The organism is Sorangium sp. So ce295 (assembly GCF_051527405.1).
GTDB classification, from domain to species: domain Bacteria; phylum Myxococcota_A; class Polyangia; order Polyangiales; family Polyangiaceae; genus Sorangium; species Sorangium cellulosum_B.
This window is the reverse complement of the sequence record NZ_CP150324.1, coordinates 308517-330206: the sequence shown is the minus strand read 5'-3', so window position 1 is coordinate 330206 and position 21690 is coordinate 308517. Positions and strand designations below refer to the sequence as shown.

Sequence of the window (21690 nt, the reverse complement as noted above, 5' to 3'; positions counted from 1 at the left end):
CGCGCCCTCAGGGCTCCTTGTCGGCGTCGAGCACCGCCAGGAGCTCCGGGTCGACCTCACCTCCGAGCAGGTCCAGGACCTCGCGCACCCGCGAGAGCTCGCGCCGCAGCGTCCGATGATGGTTGCGGTTCTTGAGCAGCATCTCCTGGCCGAGCAGCGTGAAGGCGTCGTCACGGTTGCCCGTCCGCTGCACCGCCGCGCCGAGGACCATGCCCCGGAATGCGTCGGTCAGCTCGAGCGGGAGCGGGGCGCCGCCGCCGCGGCGTCGCTCGGCCTCGTTCACGAAGCTGAGCGCCGCCCGCCAGAGCAGCTTGGTCAGCGCGCTCGGCTCGGCGTCGCCGTCGAAGGTGAGCGCGCGCTCGACGTGGCGCCGCTGGATCACCAGATCGCCGCCGAGGCCGCTCTGCCCCGCGAGCTGGAGCGCGTAAGCGCGCCGGACGATGTTGTCGAGCTGCCGCAGGTTGCCCGGCCAGGGCGCGGACACGAGGAGCTTCATGGCGTCGGGCTCGAAGCGCGCCGCCCCCTTGCCGTCGGCCTCCTGATGGCGCCGGTTCAGCATGTAGTCGGCCCAGCGCGGGAGCTCGTCGAGCCGCTCGGCGAGCGGGAGCAGCCGCACCGGCAGCACGTTGATGCGGTAGTACAGGTCCTCGCGGAAGCGGCCGGCGCGCACGGCGGCGCGCAGATCGGCGTTGGTGCCGACGAGGAGGCGCGCGTCGGCGCGGCGCTCCCCCGCCCCGTCATCGCCCAGCATCCGGTAAGCGCGCTCCTCGATGAAGCGCAGGAGGCCCGCCTGGGCCTTGAGCGAGAGCTTGTCGATCTCGTCGAGGAACAGCGTGCCCTTCGCGGCGCGGGCGACCGCGCCCGGGTTGTCCTTGACCGCTCCGGTGAAGGCGCCCCGCTTCCAGCCGAACAGCTCGGCCATCTGCAGGTCCTCGGGCACGCCGAGGAGATCCAGCGATTCGAAGGGCTGGCCCCGGCGCTGCGAGTGCTCGTGGCACCAGCGCGCCAGCCTGGATTTTCCGGCGCCGGTCGGGCCGGTGATCAGGATGGTGTCGTCCCGCGGGGCGAAGGCGCGGAGCAGCTCGACGAGGTGCGCGGTGCTCTGACCGACGACCGGCAAGAACTCGTCCGGGCTCGCCGGCTCGTCCGAGCGAACGGGCAGCGCGCGGGCGGCGATGAAGGCCCCGGCGATGCTGGCGAGGATCGCCAGCTCCTCGTGGCACTCCGCCCAGGGGAGCTCGAGTCCGGCGGCCCCCCTGCAGCTCACCTCGATCGCGATCATGCCGTCGACGCTGCCGCCCGGCGCGCGCAGCGGGACGACATGGACGTGGGTCGCGTCGCGACCGAGCATCCGCTCGCGCGTCGCGTCGCCGGGCATACCCGCCGCCTCCGGCGCGTGGCGGAGCGCGATGGCCCCGTCCGGCATCCACGAGCGGAGCGAAGCGCGCTGGACGTCGATCGAAACGGAACAGCGGTGCTTCTCGATCCAGCTCCAGACGCTGCCGGAGGTGAGATAGCCGGTGCCTTCGATGCGCGCGCCGCTCGGGCGGTCGATGCCGAAGAGGCGCTGGTAGCTGTCCTCGGGACGGAGGTGGACGACGCCACGCAGGATCCGGGCGCGGCTGGCGAAGGGGCTGCCGGCGAGCGCCTCCTCGACGCAGGTGAACATGGCCTGGAGGACCGCCGTGGCAGCCTCGTCGAAGTACGTGGCCGACACCAGGCGGGGGACGAGGGAGATGAAGCTCTCGTCACGGGACGCGGTCACGGTGGGGAGCAGAAGAGCAGGAGAACGGGGGCGGGTCCAGGTGGAACGAACAGGCTCGCGTCTCCCGCGGACGCAGTGCGTCCCGGCGGGACGCGAGCCCCCTGTCACCTCGGAGGCCGTGGCGGCGCCGGCGCTGCTGCTCGGCGTCGGTGCCGGGGCCGGAAGACGCCAGCTCCTGCGGGCGTCACCTCGTCTTCTCGAGCGGGCGTGAGAAGACGAGCACCGGGAGCCCGCTCACCGGCACCACGCTCTCGTCCACCAGCGTGAAGCCGTGCTTGCGGTAGAACGCGGCGTTGCGCGGCTGCTCGGTGCGCAGGACGCAGGTCGTCCACCGCTCCGAAAGCACGGCGAGGGTGCGCTGGAGCAGCCGGCCCCCGTGCCCGCGCCCGGCCAGCGACGGCTCGACGCCCAGCGTGCCGAGGTAGACGCTGCCTTGCCCGAGAAAGGGGCGAACGCGGGCCATCCCGGCGTCCTCGTGCGCCGACAGCCGCCACCACACCGCCGGCGGGGCGACGAGCATCACCTGCCACAGGCCGCTGCGGACGACGTCTCCGAGGCCCATGCCCGCGTGCGCGGGAGGCTTCCAGTCCACCGAGCCGACCCCGGGCTCGAACAGCCGCCCGCCGTGCCGGTCCGCGTGCGCCAGCATCGCTCCGAACACCGTGGTCATCGTTTGCTGTCGCCGGGCGGGGTCGGGCTCCGCCCAGGAGATGAAGGGATCTTCGTGAAACGCCCTGGCCAGTATCTGCGCAGCGGTCATGCGCCCACCATGCATTCAGGCGTTTGTCCGTGTGCGCCAGTTGCTTGTCTTCGCGCGCCACGTGGTACCCTCGCGGCATGCCCGTCGTCGCCGCGACCGCACAGGCCATCTCCGAGGCGCTGGGTCGCTTCGGGGTCGATGTTCCGCGGCTGAAGATCGGCCCCATCCACGACGACCTGGCGCTCGCGACGCTGTGGGCCCGGGCGATCGCGCGCACGGGCCGGCGGACCCTCCCGCTCGAGGTGGGGCTGACGATGCCGCTGGGCACGATGGGCGTGGTGGACTACCTCGCGGCGTCCTCGGCGACGGTGGGGGCGGCGCTCACGGTGGCCCAGCGGCTCTTCCCGCTCGTCGCGCCCGGCGTCCAGTTGCTCCTCGAGCGGCTGCGGAGCGGCGTGCGGCGCGTGGTCATCGTCAACCAGCCGCCCTTCCCGGGGGAGCTCGAGAGCGACCTGCTGGTGCTCGGCATCGTGCTGGCGCGGATGCGGGCGCTGGCGAGCCGGTCGCTCGAGATGCCGTCGCTCGAGCTCGCCGAACCCAGCCCCGAGCCGCGCGCGCGGTGGATCGAGCTGCTCGGCGTGGCCCGTTTGCGGTTCGGCGCGCGGCGCACCGCGCTGCGCTTCTCGTCGGGCGACTGGACGACGCCGCTGCGCAGCGCCGACCCGCGGCTGCTGGCGACCCTCGAGGCCACGGTGGGGGCCGAGCAGCGCACCAGCGACGCGCTGCTCGTGGCCGTGCGCGCCCTTGCGCTGCAGCGCCTGCCCGGCACCCCGACCCTCGGCGAGGTGGCCTCGGCGCTGGGGCTCAGCGTGCGCTCGCTGCAGCGCAAGCTCTCGCTGAGCCGCACCTCGTTCGTGGAGGTGCTGGACGAGGTGCGCCGCGATCGCGCGGAGCAGCTGCTGGACGAAGGGGCGCTGACGCTCGGCGAGATCGCCGCCCGTGTGGGGTTCGCCGAGCAGGCCTCCTTCACGCGCGCGTGGCGGCGCTGGCGCGGAGAGGCCCCGTCACGGAGCCGCCGCCACGGATCGGCGCTCACGCCAGGGCGAGGCCGGTGAAGCGCCGCCGTGCGCGCCCGCGCCGCGCTGCGTGACCGAGAAAATCGGGAGATCCGGCTCGTCCACCGCGGGGCGCAGGAGGTGATCTGGTAACGTTTCGAGCATGCGGATCGCGGCGTGGATCGGTTGCGCCTGGTGGACGCTCGGGTGCGTGGCGTGCGGCGGCTCGTCGAGCGACGGCGGCCCCCCGGGCGCTGGCGGCGGAGCAGCCACGGGCACCGCGACGACCGGGACCGGCGGCGCCGCCGCGACCTCCGGAGTCGGTGGCTCTGCGGGCGGCGCGAACGGCGCGGGCGGCGCGAACGGCGCGGGCGGCGCGAACGGCGCGGGCGGCGCGGGCGGCGCGGGCGGCGCGGGCGGCGCGGGCGGCGCGCCGCGCGAGCTGCACGTGGACACGAGCTCACCCGAGCTCAGCGAGATCCGGTTCAAGCCCAGCGAGCTCGATCCAGAGGTCTCCGACCGCGACCTGGAGCAGGTGGCCCTCCTCGACACCCGGGTCGCGCGGTTCGCGGGCAAGCTCGTCGTCACGCTGTCGGGGAGCAGCCAGCCTCCTGGCCCGCTCGACCTCACCCGCTTCGTCGCCGCGCGCGGCTTTCACGCGTTCGCGGTCGCCTACAAGAACGACTACAACATCGTTCAGAATGATCCGGACACGTTCGGCGACGCGCGGCTCGAGGCGTTCGACGGTCAGGACCACACCGCGCTCATCGAGGTGACAAGGGCCGACAGCATCGAAGCGCGGCTGGCGAAGGCGCTCGCGCACCTGAAAGAGGTCCACCCGCGAGGCGACTGGGGCTACTTCCTCGAAGACGACGGGAGCCCGCGCTGGTCGGTCATCATCTTCAGCGGCCACTCGCACGGCGCGAGCTCGGCCGCCCGCATCGGCAAGGTCGTCCGGCTCGATCGGGTGGTGTCGCTGGCCGGGCCGCGCGACACGAACCCGGTGAGCGCCACCTGGCTCTCGGAGCCGTCGGCGACGCCCGTGGATCGCATGTTCGGATTGACCGGCGAGCGCGATGAGCAGCACCCGGATCACCTCGAAGCATTCGACCTCATCGGCCTGCCCGGCGAGCTCGTCGAGGTGGACGTCCCGGGCGCGGCGCCGCCGTACGGCGGGTCGCACCGGCTCGCGCTCAGGGACGGCGACCACGGAGCCGCCGGTAATTGCGGCGCGCACGTCGCCGTCTGCGAGGCGATGTTCGGCTTGCCGCTGCCGTGATGTCGCGCTCCACGTCGATCGACGCCTGCTCGATCACTTGCACGCCCAAAGGATAGGCACCTGATACGCACGCAACAAGTCATCCGACGTGATGAGCGTCGCATCCTCCAGCTGCGCTTGCGCCACCAGCATTCGATCGAACGGATCGCGGTGGTGCAGCGGATAGGAGGTCGCCATCCAGACGTGCGCCGCTTCGATGGCCAGCTCCCGCACCGTCGGATAGCCAAGCCACCACGTCCGGAGCTGCTCCGGCGGCAGGCTGCCTTCCAGCCGTCCGATGGCGTGCTTGATCGCAAGCTCCCACCAGGATGCGACCGAAATCAATATCTGCGCACCGGGGTCCTGGACCGCATCGACGACCTCCCGCCGTAAGCGGCTGGGATCGGCGGCGAACCAGATTGCGACGTGCGTGTCGAGGAGCCACTTCAAGGCTCGTCTCCCTCGAATGCACTCCGGATGTCGTCAGGGAGCGGAGCGTCGAAATTTTCCTTGAGTTTGATCTGCCCGAGCAAGCCGCCCGCGACCGGCGCGACAGCAGAGGGCGGCTGCGCCTCCCCAAGCGCGATGAGCTCGACGCGCTGCCCACGGAGCGGCGAGAGGGCAGGCAGAGCCCGGACGACGGAATCGTCGACCACGACGTGGATCTTGAGGGCTTGCATGCGCACAGGATGCGCCACCGAGCGTCGGAGGTCCATCCTGCCGAGGCGGACGGCGGAGCGCGGCGCTGCTGCTCGACGTCGAGGGCAAGGAGCTCGCGAAGCAGTTCGTCCAGCGCTTCATGATCGACCGGAACGGCTTCGTGAGCGAGCGGCTGCGGCGGCTCGTCTACAGCCACGGCCCCGACGACCCACTCCACGACGCCGAGGCGCCGGTCGAGCGCGACGCGCGCTGGCTGGGCCACATGCCTGAGCCCATCTGGCAGCTCGTGAACGTCCTGCGCTGCCTGTAGTAGTCTCGGCCGGATCGCTTTTCCCGCGGCGACCGCGGGCGTGACGATCGGAGGTCGAACGTGAAACGGTCTTTCCTCGCCCTCGCGGCGGCGTTGCTCGCGGTGGGCTGCTCGGCGAAGTCGAGGACGTTCTCCGGCGAAGAGCCCCAGGGCGGGGGCGGAGACGGCGGCGGCAGCAGAAACGACGGCGGCGGCGGTAACGGTGGCGGCGACGCGGGCACCGGCGGCGGGCCGCTGTGCGCCGGCGTGGACTGCAGCCACCTCGACGGCGGCTGCATGCGCGGCGTGTGCATCGAGGGCGAGTGCTTCGCCCAGCCGCGACGAGCGGGGACCGAGTGCGCGGCCGCGGCCGGCGAGTGCGACGCGGCCGACACGTGCGACGGCGCGGGCGAGTGCGTCGCGAACCGCGCGGCGGAGGGCACGGCGTGCGCGGGGTGCCCGAGCGGGGCGTGCGGCGGCTGCATGATGGGGGTGTGCGCCGATGGGCCCGCGGTCACCTGCGGCCTCCGCTTCGCCGACGTGACCGCCGCCTCGGGCCTGCCGGCGACGACAGGTAGCTCGGTCGTCGCGTGGCTCGACGTCGAGAACGACGGCGACCTCGACGTGTTCCTGCGCGGCAGCGGCCTGTACATCAACAACGGCGCGGGCGTGTTCACGGAGGGGGCCGCCGCGCGCGGCATCCGGGATCTCGGCTTCCCCTCCGCGCACTACCCGGTGATCGCCGCCGACTTCGACAACGACGGCGACATGGACATCTTCGTCGCCAACGACACCCGCTCCGGCACGATCCCGAACCGGCTCTATCGCAACGACGGCAGCGGCACGTTCATGAACGTCGCGCTCTCGGCCAACCTCGAGCTCACGGCGACGACGCCCGGCCCGGCGGTGTGGGTCGATCACGACCGCGACAACGACCTCGATCTGCTCTTCGGCTCGGAGTTCGGCGCGTCCGGCATGTTCCGGAACGACGGTGCGCTGCCGTTCGCGGATGACAGGGCGCGCTTCAGCACCTTCCTCCAGGGCGACAGCGCGGCGTGGGCCGATCCCGACGGCGACGGCGATCTCGACCTCTACATGGCCACCGGCTCGACCGGAGACGGGAACCGCTTCTTCCGCTTTACATCGCCGAGCTGGACGGACGTCGCGACATCGACGGGGCTCGAGGACACGCCGACGGCCAGCTCCCGCTGGGGCGGCGCGACCTGGATCGATATCGACGCCGACGGCGACCTCGATCTCCTCTCGGTGCGCGACGGGGACGCGGACGACCTGCTCTACTACAATGCCGGCGCGGGCGCGCCGTTCTCCGGCGCCATGGCGGCGAGCGTGGGGCTCGGAGACGGATCGTTCATGAGCGCGAGCGTATGGGCCGACTGGGATCAGGACGGCGACCTCGACGCGTACACGGGCGGCACGCTCTACCGCAACGACGCGGGCACGTTCGCGGCCGCCGGCGCCTCGCTCGGGATCACCGCGCGGCAGGTCGGCTCGTTCGCGGACGTCGACGGCGACGGCGACCTCGACCTCCTCACCACGAGCTTCGGAGAAACGGCGCTCTACCGCCGCGACGTGACCGGAATGCCGTGCCGCGCGCCGGGCTACGCGGTCGTCCGCGTGCTCACCGATCGGGACGGCAATGCGACCGACGCGAACGTGAGGGAAGATCGCGACGCGATCGGCGCGCGCGTCGACGTGGACCTCGACGGCGACGGCGACTTCCGCGCTGGCGGCTATACAGGGGCCGATCGCGTGGCGACCTACCTCGTGGGCTCCGGCCAGTGGGGCAACCGGCAGCAGAGCCAGCTCCCGCTGATCATCGGGATGGGGGCCGCGGCGTCGGTCGATATCCGCGTGACGTTCCCCGACGGCTCGGTGGTGACACGCAACGATGTCACATCGGGCGCGCGCATCACGATCAACGATGTCTGACGAGGGTGGTGAGCGAGATAGGCGCGATCCGGAGTGGCGGGTCGATTGTCCAATGCGGGCTCGAGGCGCACTACCCCGAACCGGGTCATCCGCCCGGTTCGGAAGGTGACTTGACAAATGCCGGGCAAAGATCGGAGTTTGGTGTCGATGCCTCAGGCGCGCGGCGCAGCACGGTGGACCGCGGGGTGGCTCGCGGCGGTGCTCGCTGCTGGCTGTGCCCAGATCCTGGGCGTGGACTGGGATAGCTACACGCCTCCCGGAGCGCACGGGGGAGGTGGCACGGGCGGCGGCTCCGCATCTGGCCACGGTGGCCAGAGTGGCGGCCCCGATCAGGGGGGCGGCGGGGGAGTGGCCGGAGGCGACGCGTCCGGTGGCGGCGGCAGCGGCGCCAGCAGCGGCGGAAGCGGCACAGGCGGTGACGACGGCACAGGCGGCTCCGGCGGTAGCACCAGCAGCAGCAGCTCCGGCGGTGGCGCCGGCGGCAGCGGCGGCTCCGGCGGTGGCAATAGCACCAGCAGCAGCGGCTCCGGCGGTGGCACCAGCACCAGCACCGGCTCCGGCGGTGGCGCCGGCGGCAGCGACGGCAGCGGCGGCTCCGGCGGCGGCGTGACCGCCCCGAGCTGTGCGACCAGCCCGCCTGAGACGGTCCCCCTCTGCGGGCCTCCTCCCGGCATCAGCTGCTGTGATAGCCGCGAGGTCCCGGGCGGCACGTTCAACCGGAACAACAACCCTGCATTCGCCGCGTCGGTCAGCAGCTTCCATCTGGATACGTTCGAGATCACCGTGGGGCGATTCAGAGCCTTCATGGAGAGCGGACACGGCGTGCGGACCTCGCCGCCCGCCGCCGCAGCGGGAGAGCACCCGAAGATCCCGGGGAGCGGATGGCAGTCCGCATGGAACGAGGCGCTCCGCCCGGACGCCACCTCGCTCTCGGCAGCGCTGCGCTGCACCAGCATGACCGCGACGTGGACCCCCGCGGCTGAGCATAACGAGGCGCTGCCGATCAACTGCATCACCTGGTACGAGGCGTTCGCGTTCTGTATCTGGGACCGCGGGCGGCTGCCCACCGATGCCGAGTGGAACTACGCAGCTGTCGGAGGGAACATGCAGCGAAAGTTCCCCTGGGGCGACGTGATCACCCATGACCACGCGGCGTACGCCTGCACGATGCCGTGCGCCTTGAGCAGCCTCCTTGAGGTCGGCTCGCTGCCGCAGGGGCGGGGACGGTGGGGCCAGTTCGATCTCAGCGGCAACGTCTCGGAATGGGCGCTGGACTGGGCCGTCAACTACACCGTTCCCTGGAACGACCAGGCCCAGCTCTCGGACGTGGCTGCTGACAATCAACGCACCCGTCGAGGCGGCTACTACGCCTCGGATGAATACACGGTGAGCAACGCGCACCGAGGCACCGACCCTCCGACGGTGCGCGGCCCCTGGACCAGCGCGCGTTGCGCGAGAGATCTCCCTCCCTAGAACAACGATCACGTTGAAACCCGGAGAATTTTCACAGGGAGGCGGGGAGGCGGGGAGGAAGAAGGAATGAATTTCTTTCTCTTGCCGTCTCTCGCTCCCCGCCTCCCCGTCTCCCTGTGAAATTCTTGCTTTTTCTCGTCGTTTCAGCCCGTTTGTCGCGCTAACACCACTGCGTCGCAGCCCGTCGAGCCCGGCAACGACCGACCGGCGGGAGCTGCACGCTCGGGCGGATATCCCTGTAGATCGAGGAGTCTTTTCGTCGCGCCGGGGTCGACGCGGCGCCCGCGCGACACAGCCTTCGGGGCCATGGAGTACATCATGGACCCCGCCGCGGAGCAGCGGTTGCAGGCCTACTTGTCTGAGATTGGCGACGTGCTCGGCCATCCGCTGCGGCGCGAGTCCTTCGCGACGTATGCGTTGGGGCTGCTCGGCGAGGCGGAGCGCAAGAGCGTCGAACCGATCGCGGCGCGCGCCTGCCCCGATCCCGAACGCGTCGAGGTGGCGCACCAACGCCTGCTGCACTTCGTCTCGAACTCGCATTGGGACGACGAGGCCGTGCGCCTTCACGCTGCGCGCTATGCGATCGGAGCGATGACCCAGCAGGCCCCCGTGACCTCGTGGATCGTCGACGACACGGGCTTCTTGAAGAAGGGGACCCACTCCGTCGGCGTTCAGCGGCAATACACCGGCTCCGCCGGTAAGACCACCAATTGCCAGATCGGGGTCAGCCTCAGTGTGGCGACCCGCTATCACCATGTCCCCATTGACTTCGAGCTGTACCTGCCGCAAAGCTGGGCGGACGATCCAGCACGACGACGAGAGGCGCGCATCCCCGACCAAGTCGTCTACAAGACCAAGATCGACTTGGCGCTCGAGATGATCGAGCGCGCCGCCCGTCATGGCATTCCCGGGGATATCGTGCTGGCCGACGCCGCCTACGGCAATTCTAATGCGTTCCGGGAGACGGTGCGGTTGCTGGGCTTCGACTACGCCGTCGGCATCGAATCGCCCACAAAGGTCCTCCCGCTGCGACGTCGTGGCGCTGTCGACCCAAGCTATTACCGCGCCCTCTCATTGATGCGGCAGCGCATCGCATCGAGCATGCTGCTTGATGGTGAGGGGTTCTGCCCAACGAGGCTGGCCATCAAGGAGAGTGCTCGCTCCGCGTGCGCGACCCGAGAGGACGACTCCGGAGGGCCGCGGCGCACGCGCATTACCTCCAGCCCCTCAAGATTCTCATCGCAGCCCTCTCTGCGCACGGTTTCGTCGACCCCAGAGAAGCCCTTCCCGCGCGGGCACCCCACTTCCGTCCATCGGTCGAAAATTACCACCTCTTGTTGCTCCCGCGCCCGCCTCACGACGGGGTAGGCCGACCGCAGGAGCGGAGCAGCGGCGCGGTGCCGGCCACAAAATAGGCGACGAGGAGACCTGATCTTGGCGGACAGCCTCCTCGTCGTGCTCCGGTTCTTGTGCCCAGGAATCGAAGCGGTCGCAGTGTTATCCAGAGCGCCATCGACATCAAGCGCTGGCAGCAGCAGCTGCCCACGGTCGTCGAAGCTAGGCCTGCGCGCTGCCCCGTCTGCGGCGCTGCGAGCTGTCCGCTGGGCGGCGCCATCCGGCTCCAAGGCCACGGCAGGCGGGAGCGGCAGGTCTGGGGCCCCACCAGCCCGGACCAACCTCCCGAGGTGCTCTCGGTGACCGCCCGCCGCTACCGCTGCCTCGATTGCGGCGCGGTGCTCCTCGTCGTTCCTCGCGGTGTGCTCGGCCTTCGCGTGTACAGCGCCGCCGCGATCGGCTTCGCCCTCGCGCTCTGGGGCCTGGCGCTCTCGACGGCGGCTGAGGTCCGTCGGCGTGTGGGCCCGGCGAAGATCCTCGGCGACAGCGCCGTCGCTGGTTGGGCCACGCTGCGCCGGTGGGCGCGCGACGTCGCGCAGCGACGTCTGTTTGCGGATGCCCCCGACCCAGGCCCGTCCGCCTCGCTCCGGAAGAGCGCAGCCGCCGCTGCGGCATCACTCGCGGCAAGCGCGGACCCGACGACCCGGGCGCTACCGCTCGAGCAGCGCGCCTTCTTCGGCGCCGCGCATGCGGCGTGAGGTCCTTTGCCCCCAAGGAGACCCACTCGTACAGCCCACCTGAGAGGATCGCTGCCGAAAACGCCGCCGATCCCGGACAAGGACCGCGCGCCAGCAAGGCGCAGAAAGGACCTGTCCGAATGCCCCTCGGCCCTGCCGACCCAGCCGAGACCGTCGCGATCTATCGCGCCACGGTCATTGGCCCTCTCATGCATCGCGTGCTCACCCACGGCCAGCTCGCCGCCGAGCTGCGCACGCTCAGCGAGCAGCGGTTTCGACCGCCGGGCGCGCACAGCACGCGCACCTACTCGGTGCCCACGCTCGAGCGCTGGCTGTATGCGTATCGCTCCGCTGGCCTCGACGGCCTGCGCCCGCAGCCGCGCAGCGATCGCGGCTTCGCGCAGGGCCTGTCGGAGGAGCTGCGCACGCTGCTGCTCGACATCCGACGCGAGCATCCCGACGCCTCGGTACCGCTCATCCTCAAGACGCTCGTCGACGAGGGGCGGCTCGAAGCGGGCAAGGTCTCCGAGCCCACCGTACGGCGACTGTACGCCGCGCACGGCCTTCGCCGCCGCGCCGCGCGCGCCGAGGGCGAGTCGAAGACGCGGCTGCGCTGGCAGGCCGAGCGCCCCGGCGCGCTCTGGCACGGTGACGTCTGCCACGTGACCGGCTGCACCGTCGGCGGCAAAGCGACGCCGCTGCGCATCCACGGGCTGCTCGACGACGCCTCTCGTTACGTCGTGGCGCTCGAGGCGCACACGACCGAGAAGGAGGTCGACATGCTCGCCATGACCGTCGACGCCCTGCGTCGCCACGGCAAGCCCGACGCGCTCTATCTCGACAACGGCTCCACCTACCGCGGCGATGTCCTCAAAACCGCGTGCGCGCGGCTCGGCATCACGCTCCTGCACGCAAAGCCGTACGACCCAGAGGCGCGTGGCAAGATGGAGCGCTTCTGGCGCACGCTGCGCGAAGGGTGCCTGACCTACCTCGGCGCCGTGGCGTCGCTCGTCGACATCAACACGACGCTCCGTGCCTTCCTCGACAGGCGTTACCACCCGGCGCCGCACGCGGGCCTGCTCGGCCAGACCCCGGCGAAGATCTATGCGGCTCGCCCCGCCGCCGAGGGCGGCGTCGACGAAAAGGCGCTGCGCGTCGCGCTCACCGAGCGCACTCGCCGCCGCGTCTCGGGCGACAACATCGTTTCTGTCGACGGTGTCGCCTGGCAGCTCGATCAGGGCTACCTCGCCGGCCAGATCGTCTCCGTCGCCCGGTGCTTCGTCGCGCCTGACGAGCCGCCGTGGGTCGAGCACGAGGGCAAGCGCCTGGTGCTGCATCCGGTCGATCCGCAGCGCAACGCGCGGCGCAAGCGGGTGCCGTGCGGCGGGCCTGCGGCGGACAAGCCGACACGCCCGGTGGACTTCAACCCCGCGCGGACGCTCGGCCGCTCGATGGGCACTGGCGCCGACACGAGCGAGCGCGGAGGTGAAACGTGAGCGAGTCCTATGTCCGCTTCTTCACCCTCTCCGCCGCCCCCTTCTCCAAGGAGATCCAGGACGGCGACCTGTGGCTGCCGCCCTCCAAGGAGCAACTCGTCGAGGAGGTGTGCGAGGCCGTGCACGAGCACGCCCAAGTGCTGCTGGTCGGCGAGCCCGGTGCCGGCAAGACATGTGTGCTGCGGGCAGTGCGTCATCGGTTGCCGCAGGCCGGCTTCCGGCTGACCTACTGCCACAACGCCACGCTGGGCCGTCGCGACTTCTATCGCCAGCTCTGCCATGCCCTCGGACTCAACCCCGCCGCGACCGCAGCGGCTGTCTTCTACGCAGTCAGCGCGCATATCGAGACCCTCGGCCGCGAGCGCATCCACCCGGTTTTCCTGCTGGACGAAGCGCACCTGCTCCACCAAGACACGCTCGATCATCTCCACATCCTGCTCAACTACGAATGGGACAGCCGCGCCCTGCTGTCGCTGATCCTGGTAGGGCTCTCTGACCTCCAAGACCGGCTTGAGCTGCGCAAAAACCGCTCGCTGTATTCGCGCATCGAGCGGCGTCTCTCGATCGGTGCGATGGTGCCCGACGATACCGGAGAGTACGTGCGGCTACGGATGAGCCGCGCCGGCGCCGACCGCGACGTCTTCACCGCGGACGCTCTGACGCTGCTCCACGAAGCGGCCGGCTCGAGCCTGCGCGAGATCGACCGCATGGCCACCGCCGCGCTGCGCGAGGCGGCGCGACGGAAGAAGAAGCTCGTCGAGCGTGACGTGATGGCACGCATCGTCGGCGATCTGGGGACGGACGGCAGCTGACGCTGACCGACACGACGGGCGTCACCTCGGCGCTGGCAAAGGAACACCTCGCCGGCGCCGACGGCCACGAACGATGATGGCCATCGCGAGTCGCCCTGCGGCGCGCGTCCGAGCGATGGCCATCGCTCTCCTTGACTGCAACCGCGCACGCCGGCGATCGCCATCAAGCGGCCTGCGCGGCGGACCATCAGCCAGCCTGAGCGTCAACACCCAAGCCCGACCGTCAGCGCCGCCGACTTCGCGCAACGCCTCGGACGCGGGGCGTTTCGTCGCCTGTGCTGGCGGGAAGGCACGTGTCGAACGTTGTCCTCGCGCTTCGCACTTCGGCGCGTCCAGGTGGCGCACGAGGACGGGATCCCGATCGAGCAGCACCCGCCCGTTTGGCTCCTGATGGAGTGGCCAGACGACGAGCCGAAGCCGACCAAGTTCGCGCTCACGACGCTTCCGGCGCGGATGACGAACAAAGAGATCGTTCGGAGGTTCAAGGAACGCTACCGCACCGAAAAGGTCTACGAAGAGTTGAAGGGGGAGCTGGGCCTCGACCACTTTGAGGGCCGTCGGTTTCGCGGCTGGCATCATCACGTCACGGTCGCGCTGAGCTGCTATGCCTTCGTGGTCGCGGAACGCACGCGGCCTTTTCCCCCCTCGGCCGCCCGGCCGCGTCGCCCCCGTGCGCTCGCGCTCGCGGCCTGAGCGCCACTTCCCGGACTCCTTTCCCACGGTTCGTCTCGCCATCGCTCGCGTGCTGACCCGCTGGTTGCCCCGATGCCCAAGCTGCCACGCGTCGCAGTCCAGGGGCGATCCGTTTCAGCTCGCTGGGCCGTGACGCAGTGGTGCTAACGCCGCGCCCGCAGCGCGCCGAGCCGCGCTCGCGCCTGCTCCGCGGAGATGGATCGCGGGCGCGCCTTGCCCCAGCGCTCGAGGACAGCCTCGTACGCCGCAGCGGCGCCGCGCAGATCGCCTGTCGCCTCCAGGGCCATGCCGAGGTAGAGCCGCGCCTCCGTTGTCGAGAACGGGTCGGCCAGGGCCGCGCACGAGCGCGCCACGCGCGTCAGCGGCCCGATCGCCTCCTGCCCCTTCCCCGCGAGCGCGTACACCTTGCCGATGTGCAGATCGAGCAGGAGCCACCGGCCGCTCTCCGACGGGAGCGGCTGGTCGAGCGGCATCGTCTTGAACGCCGCCGCCGCGTCGGCCGCGGTCTCCACGCCGGCGGCGTACGCCTCGGTCCAGAGCAGCCAGCGGTGCTCCGGCTTGATCTCCTGCGCCGCGGCGCGCCACTTCGCCTGGACCCGCTCCACCCACGCCGAGCGCGCCGCGTCGTACGCCTCCTGCGTCATCGACCCGGCCCGGCGGCTGTACGGCAAGAACGCGATGGTCCAGTCGGCCGTGGTCGCAGGCTCGGACCAGGCGCTCATCCGGCGGAGGAAATCGTCCGCCACACGCCCGGCCTCCCGCGGCAAACCCATCTCACGGTAGAGCTCCGCCAGCCTGAGGGCCGGGCTCGCGTGCGCGTCCTGATCGTTCCTGCCGGCGACCTCCCGCTGCCACGCGCGGGCATGCTCCACCGCCAGCTCGAAATCGCCGTCCAGGACCGCGAGCGAGATCCGATCGAGCAGCTCCTTGGCCCTCCGCTCCCCCTCGGGGACCTCCGCCCACCCCTGCTCCAGGGCCACGAGCACGCTCTCGCGCGGCGCGCCCCGCGCGTGGAGCGCCAGCGCCAGATGCCTGTGCGCCGGCGCCGCCTTCGGATCGATCGAGAGCCAGCGGCGCGCGTGCTCCTCGACTTGCTGGCAATCGCCCTGGCGATGGAGGAGGCGAACCCGGTTCGCGAGGCAGAGCGTCGCGCCGGGAGCCGTCTCGGCGCACGCCTGGTAGGCCGCGAGCTCCGCCGCGACATCCCCCTTCATCCCGAGCGACTCTCCCTTGGACCCCCACGCGAGCACGTGGCCCCGGTCCAGGGCGAGCGCCCGATCGTAGGCCTCGATGGCGGCGTCGAACCGGAGCTGCGCGAACCTCGCCGCGCCGAGGTACACGAGGAGCTCCGGATCGGCCGGGAACCTCGAGACCGCGGCCTCGAGCCGCCGCTCCCACGCCACGGCGTCGGAGGGCTGGCGCACGTACGGCTCGGCCGCGTCGAGCAGCGCCATGTCGCGCTCGCCGAGGGCGGCCCGGTGCCGGAGCGCGAGCTGGAAGTGCTCGCGCGCCGCGGCCGGCCTCTGTCGAAACGTCCAGATCGCCACGCGCAGGTAGCCGGCGCCGAGGCCACGATCCAGCGCCACGGCGCGCTCCATCGAGCGCGCCGCCACGTCCGGCGCGCCGTCGCGGTAGGCCTGCAGCGCCTCCTGGTAGAGCGCCGCGGCCTCCGGGTTGCTCGAGGCGGGGCGCGGCGGCTCCGGGGCGGCGATCGGCGCGCGGCTCGGCTGGGGCGGCGGCTCCGGGGGGCGCCGGAGCACGGCGACCGGTAGTGGCCAAGTTTGGCCAGGCGCTTGATCTGGCTAAGTTTGCCTACTCGGCCATGTAGGCGGCGTCGATGAGCGCCCGTTCCAAATCGAAGCGCTGTCGCACAGCATAATCCAGGCCCCCTCGTATGTCGGATACCAAGGATTCTGCTGTGACGAGTACCGTGATGCTCCCTTCTCTTGCTCGCGACTTCCGCGACAGGCCGCGGTACACCCGAACGATGTCAGGGTTCCCTGGATTGCCACGTCGCAGGGTCATGGGGCCACCCCGTCGCAGGGTCATGGGGCCAGGGGGAGACACCGTGATCGGTCTCGACCATGCCCGAGACCGCGAAGCGTGTCGAGGTCCCCGGAGCCGGGCGCGCAGCGACCGGCGACGTCTCTCTTTTCGCAGGGTCATGGGGCCACCCAGGCCCCCGGTAGATCCCGGCAGGGTCCGCGACGCTCAGGAGCAGGCAGGTTCGCCCCGCCCCCAGCAACACCAGCGGTCCCATCGACGAGGGTGGGCGAGGCACGCCGCTCGGAGCGAGGGGTCAGAGGCGCGGCCCCAGGCTCGACGTCCTCGCCGGGGCCGCAGCGGTCATCGCCGCCTGCCGCGTGGGTGGGTGGGCGGCTTGCTGCGCGCGGGCACCAGCGCGGCCGTGGTGCTCTCGTCGAGCTTCGGCTTGAGCCGCGGTCTGTACGACTCCCCGTCGATGATGAAGTCGAACGCCGCGTTCTTGAACCGATCGACGGCGCTCTGCGCGAGCAGCACGTCGTCGAACATCGCGAGCCACTCAGCCGTGTCGCGATTGCTCGTGACGATCATCGAAGCGTTGCCTGTGCGTTCGAGGAAGAGCTGGTACACGTCGCGGCTCTCTTCCTTGTTCATCGCCTCGAGCGCGAAGTCGTCGAGGATGAGCAGGTCGACGGTCGTGAGCGCGACCATCTCGGCGTCGCGTGAGTTGTCGAGTCTGCTCTGGCGCAGCCTGCGCAGCATCGCGTCCGCGCGCAAGAAGCGCACGCTGTAGCCGTGCTGGCACGCGAGGTGTCCGAGCGCGTTCGCGAGGTAGGTCTTGCCCACGCCGACAGAGCCGAGGATGACGATGTGCTTGTGCTCTTCGAGGAAGCGTAGGCTCGTGAACCCGCCGAGCAGACGCTTGTCGAAGCTGACCTTCGCGGTCTTGTCCCAGAGCTCCAGGCGCATGGCCGGGTCGAGCCCGGCGTCGCGTACGCGGCTCTCCGTCGCGCTGGCCTCGCGGCGCGCGATCTCGTCGGTGAGCAGCATGAGCAACAGCTCCTCGTGTCCCATCGACTGCTTCTCGGCGACCAGGAGACGCTCGCGCAGCGTCGCCGCGATGCGGCCGAGACGAAGGCGCTTGAGCGCTGTGATGAGCGCAGGGTCGACATCGCTCGAGCTCATCACGAGTCCTCCTTGGTCGCGGCAGCCGCCGGCATGCGCGTCGCGAAGTGCTCCGTGCTGCGCGCGAACCGCGGCGCGGGCAGCGCAACGACCGTGCGCTGCCCCGTGGACGGTGACGCCGGCGTCTTCGCCGTCTCGAGCATGCGCGCCACGCGCTGCACGTCGATGACATCAAACGCGAGCGCGCTCTGGCAGATCGCCTCGACACGCCCATTACCGAACTTCTTGCACAGACGCAGCAGCGCGTAGACCAGCCGCATGCGCGTCCAGGGCAATGGCACCGCGAGCAGTCGCTCAGCGTAGACGCCGACGTGCACTCCGCACGTCTTCGCGCTCGCGATGAGCGAGGCGACGTCGCGCACCGCTGCGACGTCCTTGCCCATGGGGTAGTCGCTCGGATCGGTGGAACGCTTGCCCGGCGCGACGCGCGCGTGCACTTTCACGAGCTCCGTACCGGCGTAGATTCTCACCGACGCGCTGTCGGCGCGGACGCGCACCGTGCTGCCGACGTAGCGGGTGGGCACGCTGTAGAGCGACCGGAGCACCTGCACGTGATGATCGGGGTGCACCTTCGCGTCGGTCCAGTACGGCACGTCGAACGGTGCTGCCGGCGCCGGCTTCATGGCGCTCCTCTCGCGCGCCTCGAACACCTCGCGCGGTACCTCGCGCGTCGTGCCGTGGACGCGCGCGCCGGCAACGTCGCGGCACCACCGCTCAGCCGACACGCGCGCGTCGTCGAGGCTCGTGAACGATTCGCCGTCGAACCAGCTCTCCCGCACGTAGGCGACCTGATTCTCGACACGCGCCTTGTCTCTCGGCGACCGGACACGCGCGGCATCGACGAACAGCCCGCGCGTCTGCGCGTAGTCGAGGAAGGCTGGCACGAGCACGGGGGCAAGCTCGTCGGCGCGCAGCACGATGGCTTTCATGTTGTCCGGGATGATCACGCGCGCCATCGCGTCGAAGAACCGCCACGCGGCATCCAGGCCCGCGCACACCGCCACGGTGGTCTGCTCGAACGACGGCCACACGAACTGGTAGCGGCTGTACACGAGCGTCACCACGAGCACCCACAGATTGCGAGCTCGCTGCGTCGCAGGATCGAACAGCCTGCCCATGAGGCCGAAATCGACCTGCGCGACCTCGCCGGGCTCGGTATCAGCGACACGAACCGTCGGCGTCTTCTTGCGCCACGCGAGCTCCTCCTTGGCGAAGCGCCAGAGCGTGTCGTAGCTCGCCGTGACGCCGTGGTCGCGCTGGAGCAGCGTGTGGATTTTCCGCAGCTTCAGCGGGCGAGATTGAGCGAGCCAGGCCTCGATACGCACGCGATGCGCGTCGATCTGCTTCCTCTCGTCGCTCGCGTCGGGCACCGGGCGCGCCTGCACGCGCTGGGCGATCGCGTGAATCTCCTCGTCCGTCGGCTCGCGGTCGAGTGGCAGTGGCAGCGTCGCTGCGGCCTCGAAGTACCTGCCGACCGTCTTGCGATCGAACCCCGTCTCGCGCGCCACCTGACGCGCGCTTTGCCCCGCCGCACGACGGCGGAGCATTTCCTTGATGTCAACCATGATCAGCTCTCGGTAGGGCATCGGGCTCCTTCCGACGGCGACCCGCGCCGTCATCGGAAGGAGCCCGTCTCAGATCCCGACCGCGGCGTCCCGAGCTGGCCCCATGACCCTGCGAAAAACCTCGGAAGCTGGCCCCATGACCCTGCGAAAAACTGGGTCACGCCCCCGCGCGGGTGGCCCCATCCTCCTGCGATTGGGGTGGCCCCATGACCCTGCGAAAAACGCCGTCAGGTGGCCCCATGACCCTGCGAACTGGCACCTGGATCCCGTCCTGCGTACATCAAAAGCTGCAGCAGCGTCAGAGCACGATCGGACTGCTGTTCAAGAAACCGTTTCAGCTCTTGAGCGGCCGGTCTGGCATTGGGCACGGCGCCGTCCGGCAGGCCAACTGAAAGTTCCCTTACGCGCCGCCTTTCCTTGTCGGCTTCGGCAGCGAGCACGAGCGTTTCGTCTACGACGGTCTTAAATGTTCGAGTTGGGACAGATGTCATGCGCGGCAGCTTAGTCCCAAGGTGGTGTGTCGTCGAACAAGGACAACTGCACTGGCTTCCGGGGCTTCGGGCGCCAGGAGAGCAGGTCGAGCTGACCGGACGGCTCGACGGGAGCGGGCGCGCTCGGGGTCGCGGCGACGGGCACCGGGGCGACCGGCGGTGGCACGGGAGCAGCGGGTGGGTTCGGCGCGGCGCCGCCCTGGACCACGCGCAGGAAGGCAACTCGCGCGCGGTGCCCTCAGGCTTGCGCGGGGCGAGCGGCTTCGCGCTCGGCGCTGGCGTCTCGGGCACGGAGAGCAGCGCGTCGAGCAGCTCCGGCAGCTCCCAGATGTGGCTGGTGACGCCGGCCGCCATCGCGGGCGTGACGCGCGTCGTCTTCACGATCAGGCACAGGTTGTAGTGCGTCAGCCCCAGGCTGACGGCCGCGCGGTGGTGCTCCGGGTCTTTACTGAAGGCCAGCACCAAGCGCCTCATCCGCCCGATGTGGTGCCGCAAGGTGGCGTTGTTCCGCTCGACGTGCGCTGTCGTCGCGGCGTCGACGTTCGGAGCACCGAAGACCGCGCGGCGGGTCAGGAACGGGTTGCGTGGCGGTTCGTAGCGGTGGTCGTCGTCCCGCTGTCCGCCACGCGAGAACGTCTTGATGACCTGGGCGAAATCTACGCCAGGACCGAAGCTCGCCCCGATCGCGCCCGGGTAGGCGGTGAAGCCGTCGGAGGTGAGCGACGGCATGACGATGAGCCGCGAGCGGAGGTCCTTGATGAACGCATCAGCGCTCGTCTCGTCGCGCTTGCCAACGTGCCACGTCACCACGTAACGGCTCGGCATCGCGAGCGCCGTGAAGGCGTACGCCTCACCGAGGCCGGCCGCGTGCTCCGCGGGCGTCACGCGAGACTGCTTCTTTTGTACGAAGGACCAGACTTCATCGCTCTCGATGAGCGAGCAGGTCAGATCGCGCGCCACGGTGTTGTGGAGGCTCTGCGCGGCGACGCCGACCCGGAGCGCGAAGCGGTTGATCGTCGGCCGACTGACGCCGGTCATGCGCTCGGTCGCGCGCTCGCTGTTGCCGTCCACCAAGGCCGCGAGCACGGCAAGCCGCCGCTCGCGTGGGAGCTCGTTCGCCACGGACCCTTGCCTCTCCCCAGGCGCGTCCGTACCCTTCGCGGTGCGATGGGCGCGAGGTAGGCGACTGCCTGGCGTTTCGCAGCCCCGTTTTGGTGCCAGCCAAAACGGGGTGCTTTCGTCTAAGGTCCTCTGATTGTAGCTGTTTTCCCGGCGAAAACCGCTCGAAAGGGCGCCAGGCAGATGCCGGCAGGACGGGGTATGTCACAGCCGGCGTGGGCTTCGTGCGGAGTCATCGCTTCATGACCGGCGTCTGCTCTTGGTCACCCGCGCCTCGCCGCCTGCCCGAAGGCGGCCGCGCTTACTGGGCTCCGGGTGCGCGGGCGTGGACCACGCCACCCCCTCACATCTATCCCACATTGAATTACTCCAAGCATGCAACCACCAAGGCCATAAAAAGCCGTGACTCTGGATACTGAACCACATCCAGGTCAGCATAGAAAGCAGTCCAGTTCCGTCACCATGTTCAGCTATGTCTAACCTAATGAGCTGCGCGTCGGCCCAACGATTTCCCAGACGATTGGGTGCCAACACATATTTACCACGCACGTATACCGCATCCGGAATTCTGCCATTGGCGACATCCACGGACTCTGCCACACGCCTGAGGCATTCTACGGCGAGCTCAGTCGATGGCCCCTCATACGCATAAAGCCCAACAAAGCACGTTGCGTCTAGCCGCAACGCCGTCCTGAGTTCGGATAAACTTGCCAGGCTCTCGACAAACGTCTTCTCTTCATCTAGGCATGTCTTCACCTCGATAGCGGCAGCGACGGCATTTGCATCTACCGCAACCACGCCTCCGGCGTCATACAGCGTAGGAAGCTTTGCGTGATCAAAAATAATGATATCCTGCTGTCGACTAACCCCGCTCTCTGAGACGATGAACCCGGTTCCGCACCTCAGCCTTGATGGCAGATAGCGCGATAGCACGTTCATAATGAACGCCTCGTGCGTTCGCCCGACCTCTCCAGGGTGTTTCGTGAAGAAATTCAGCGTTCTAAATTGAGCATCGAGTTCCTCTGCGTAGCGGCCTGCTAGTCCTTCGATATCTGGCTTGGTCTTCTGTCTTGAAATTGGCATGGTGGATCTCTGCGAAATTGTGGGCCGAATGTTGGCATCCG

The 21690-nt window shown here is 69.9% G+C and carries 19 protein-coding genes and 1 pseudogene; 10 read left to right on the top strand and 10 right to left on the bottom strand.

Features of this window, described 5'->3' with window-relative positions:
• Positions 1-7: 7 nt before the first annotated feature.
• A complete protein-coding gene (locus WMF11_RS01300) occupies positions 8-1765 on the bottom strand; it encodes a sigma 54-interacting transcriptional regulator (RefSeq protein WP_437976150.1) in 1758 nt (585 codons plus the stop codon).
• 184 nt (positions 1766-1949) lie between these two features.
• Positions 1950-2525, bottom strand: coding sequence for a GNAT family N-acetyltransferase (locus WMF11_RS01295; protein WP_437976149.1), 576 nt, complete (start codon positions 2523-2525; stop codon positions 1950-1952).
• A gap of 77 nt (positions 2526-2602) precedes the next feature.
• Here WMF11_RS01295 and WMF11_RS01290 point away from each other — a divergent pair, with 77 nt between their 5' ends.
• Together WMF11_RS01290 and WMF11_RS01285 are read left to right on the top strand one after the other, a co-directional pair.
• Positions 2603-3580, top strand: coding sequence for an AraC family transcriptional regulator ligand-binding domain-containing protein (locus WMF11_RS01290; RefSeq protein WP_437976148.1), 978 nt, complete (start codon positions 2603-2605; stop codon positions 3578-3580).
• A 103-nt stretch (positions 3581-3683) separates the two neighbouring features.
• Positions 3684-4799 carry a BPSS1187 family protein gene (locus WMF11_RS01285; RefSeq protein WP_437976147.1) on the top strand — a complete coding sequence of 372 codons (1116 nt, stop codon included), beginning with the start codon at positions 3684-3686 and terminating at the stop codon, positions 4797-4799.
• Positions 4800-4832: 33 nt separating this feature from the next.
• On the opposite strand, the gene WMF11_RS01280 is transcribed toward WMF11_RS01285, so the two are convergent.
• Entirely contained in the window at positions 4833-5228 is a 396-nt protein-coding gene (locus tag WMF11_RS01280) for a type II toxin-antitoxin system VapC family toxin (protein ID WP_437976146.1), read from the bottom strand.
• Entirely contained in the window at positions 5225-5458 is a 234-nt protein-coding gene (locus WMF11_RS01275) for a hypothetical protein (RefSeq protein ID WP_437976145.1), read from the bottom strand. The genes WMF11_RS01280 and WMF11_RS01275 overlap by 4 nt, the downstream gene beginning before the upstream one ends.
• 119 nt (positions 5459-5577) lie before the next feature.
• Here WMF11_RS01275 and WMF11_RS01270 point away from each other — a divergent pair, with 119 nt between their 5' ends.
• From WMF11_RS01270 to WMF11_RS01235, 8 genes are all read left to right on the top strand, one after another.
• A complete protein-coding gene (locus WMF11_RS01270) occupies positions 5578-5748 on the top strand; it encodes a hypothetical protein (protein WP_437976144.1) in 171 nt (56 codons plus the stop codon).
• Positions 5749-5808: 60 nt separating this feature from the next.
• Complete coding sequence (locus tag WMF11_RS01265; protein WP_437976143.1) at positions 5809-7677, top strand: FG-GAP repeat domain-containing protein; 1869 nt, start codon at positions 5809-5811, stop codon at positions 7675-7677.
• A gap of 147 nt (positions 7678-7824) precedes the next feature.
• Entirely contained in the window at positions 7825-9150 is a 1326-nt protein-coding gene (locus WMF11_RS01260; RefSeq protein ID WP_437979420.1) for a formylglycine-generating enzyme family protein, read from the top strand.
• Positions 9151-9456: 306 nt separating this feature from the next.
• Entirely contained in the window at positions 9457-10518 is a 1062-nt protein-coding gene (locus WMF11_RS01255) for an IS701 family transposase (protein ID WP_437976142.1), read from the top strand.
• 101 nt (positions 10519-10619) lie between these two features.
• Positions 10620-11243 (top strand): hypothetical protein, encoded by a 624-nt coding sequence (locus tag WMF11_RS01250; protein ID WP_437976141.1) that lies wholly within the window; start codon positions 10620-10622, stop codon positions 11241-11243.
• A gap of 119 nt (positions 11244-11362) precedes the next feature.
• Positions 11363-12718 (top strand): DDE-type integrase/transposase/recombinase, encoded by a 1356-nt coding sequence (locus WMF11_RS01245; protein ID WP_437976140.1) that lies wholly within the window; start codon positions 11363-11365, stop codon positions 12716-12718.
• The gene (locus WMF11_RS01240; RefSeq protein WP_012238190.1) at positions 12715-13530 is read left to right on the top strand and encodes an ExeA family protein; all 816 of its coding nucleotides are present in this window, start codon (positions 12715-12717) and stop codon (positions 13528-13530) included. Before WMF11_RS01245 ends, WMF11_RS01240 begins: the two co-directional genes overlap by 4 nt.
• A 303-nt stretch (positions 13531-13833) precedes the next feature.
• Complete coding sequence (locus WMF11_RS01235) at positions 13834-14223, top strand: hypothetical protein (protein ID WP_437976139.1); 390 nt, start codon at positions 13834-13836, stop codon at positions 14221-14223.
• Between the two features lie 143 nt (positions 14224-14366).
• On the opposite strand, the gene WMF11_RS01230 is transcribed toward WMF11_RS01235, so the two are convergent.
• The 6 genes and pseudogenes from WMF11_RS01230 to WMF11_RS01205 form a co-directional block, all read right to left on the bottom strand.
• Positions 14367-15983 (bottom strand): hypothetical protein, encoded by a 1617-nt coding sequence (locus WMF11_RS01230; protein ID WP_437976138.1) that lies wholly within the window; start codon positions 15981-15983, stop codon positions 14367-14369.
• Positions 15984-16569: 586 nt separating this feature from the next.
• Entirely contained in the window at positions 16570-17391 is an 822-nt protein-coding gene (locus tag WMF11_RS01225) for an ATP-binding protein (protein ID WP_437743789.1), read from the bottom strand.
• Positions 17391-18977, bottom strand: a complete 1587-nt coding sequence (gene istA / locus WMF11_RS01220; protein ID WP_437974280.1) for an IS21 family transposase — start codon at positions 18975-18977, stop codon at positions 17391-17393. The genes WMF11_RS01225 and istA overlap by 1 nt, the downstream gene beginning before the upstream one ends.
• A gap of 206 nt (positions 18978-19183) precedes the next feature.
• Positions 19184-19447, bottom strand: coding sequence for a hypothetical protein (locus WMF11_RS01215; RefSeq protein ID WP_437976137.1), 264 nt, complete (start codon positions 19445-19447; stop codon positions 19184-19186).
• Positions 19448-19457: 10 nt separating this feature from the next.
• Positions 19458-20569: pseudogene (locus WMF11_RS01210) on the bottom strand (IS1 family transposase).
• A 237-nt stretch (positions 20570-20806) separates the two neighbouring features.
• The gene (locus tag WMF11_RS01205) at positions 20807-21649 is read right to left on the bottom strand and encodes a DUF6602 domain-containing protein (protein WP_437976136.1); all 843 of its coding nucleotides are present in this window, start codon (positions 21647-21649) and stop codon (positions 20807-20809) included.
• Positions 21650-21690: the final 41 nt, after the last annotated feature.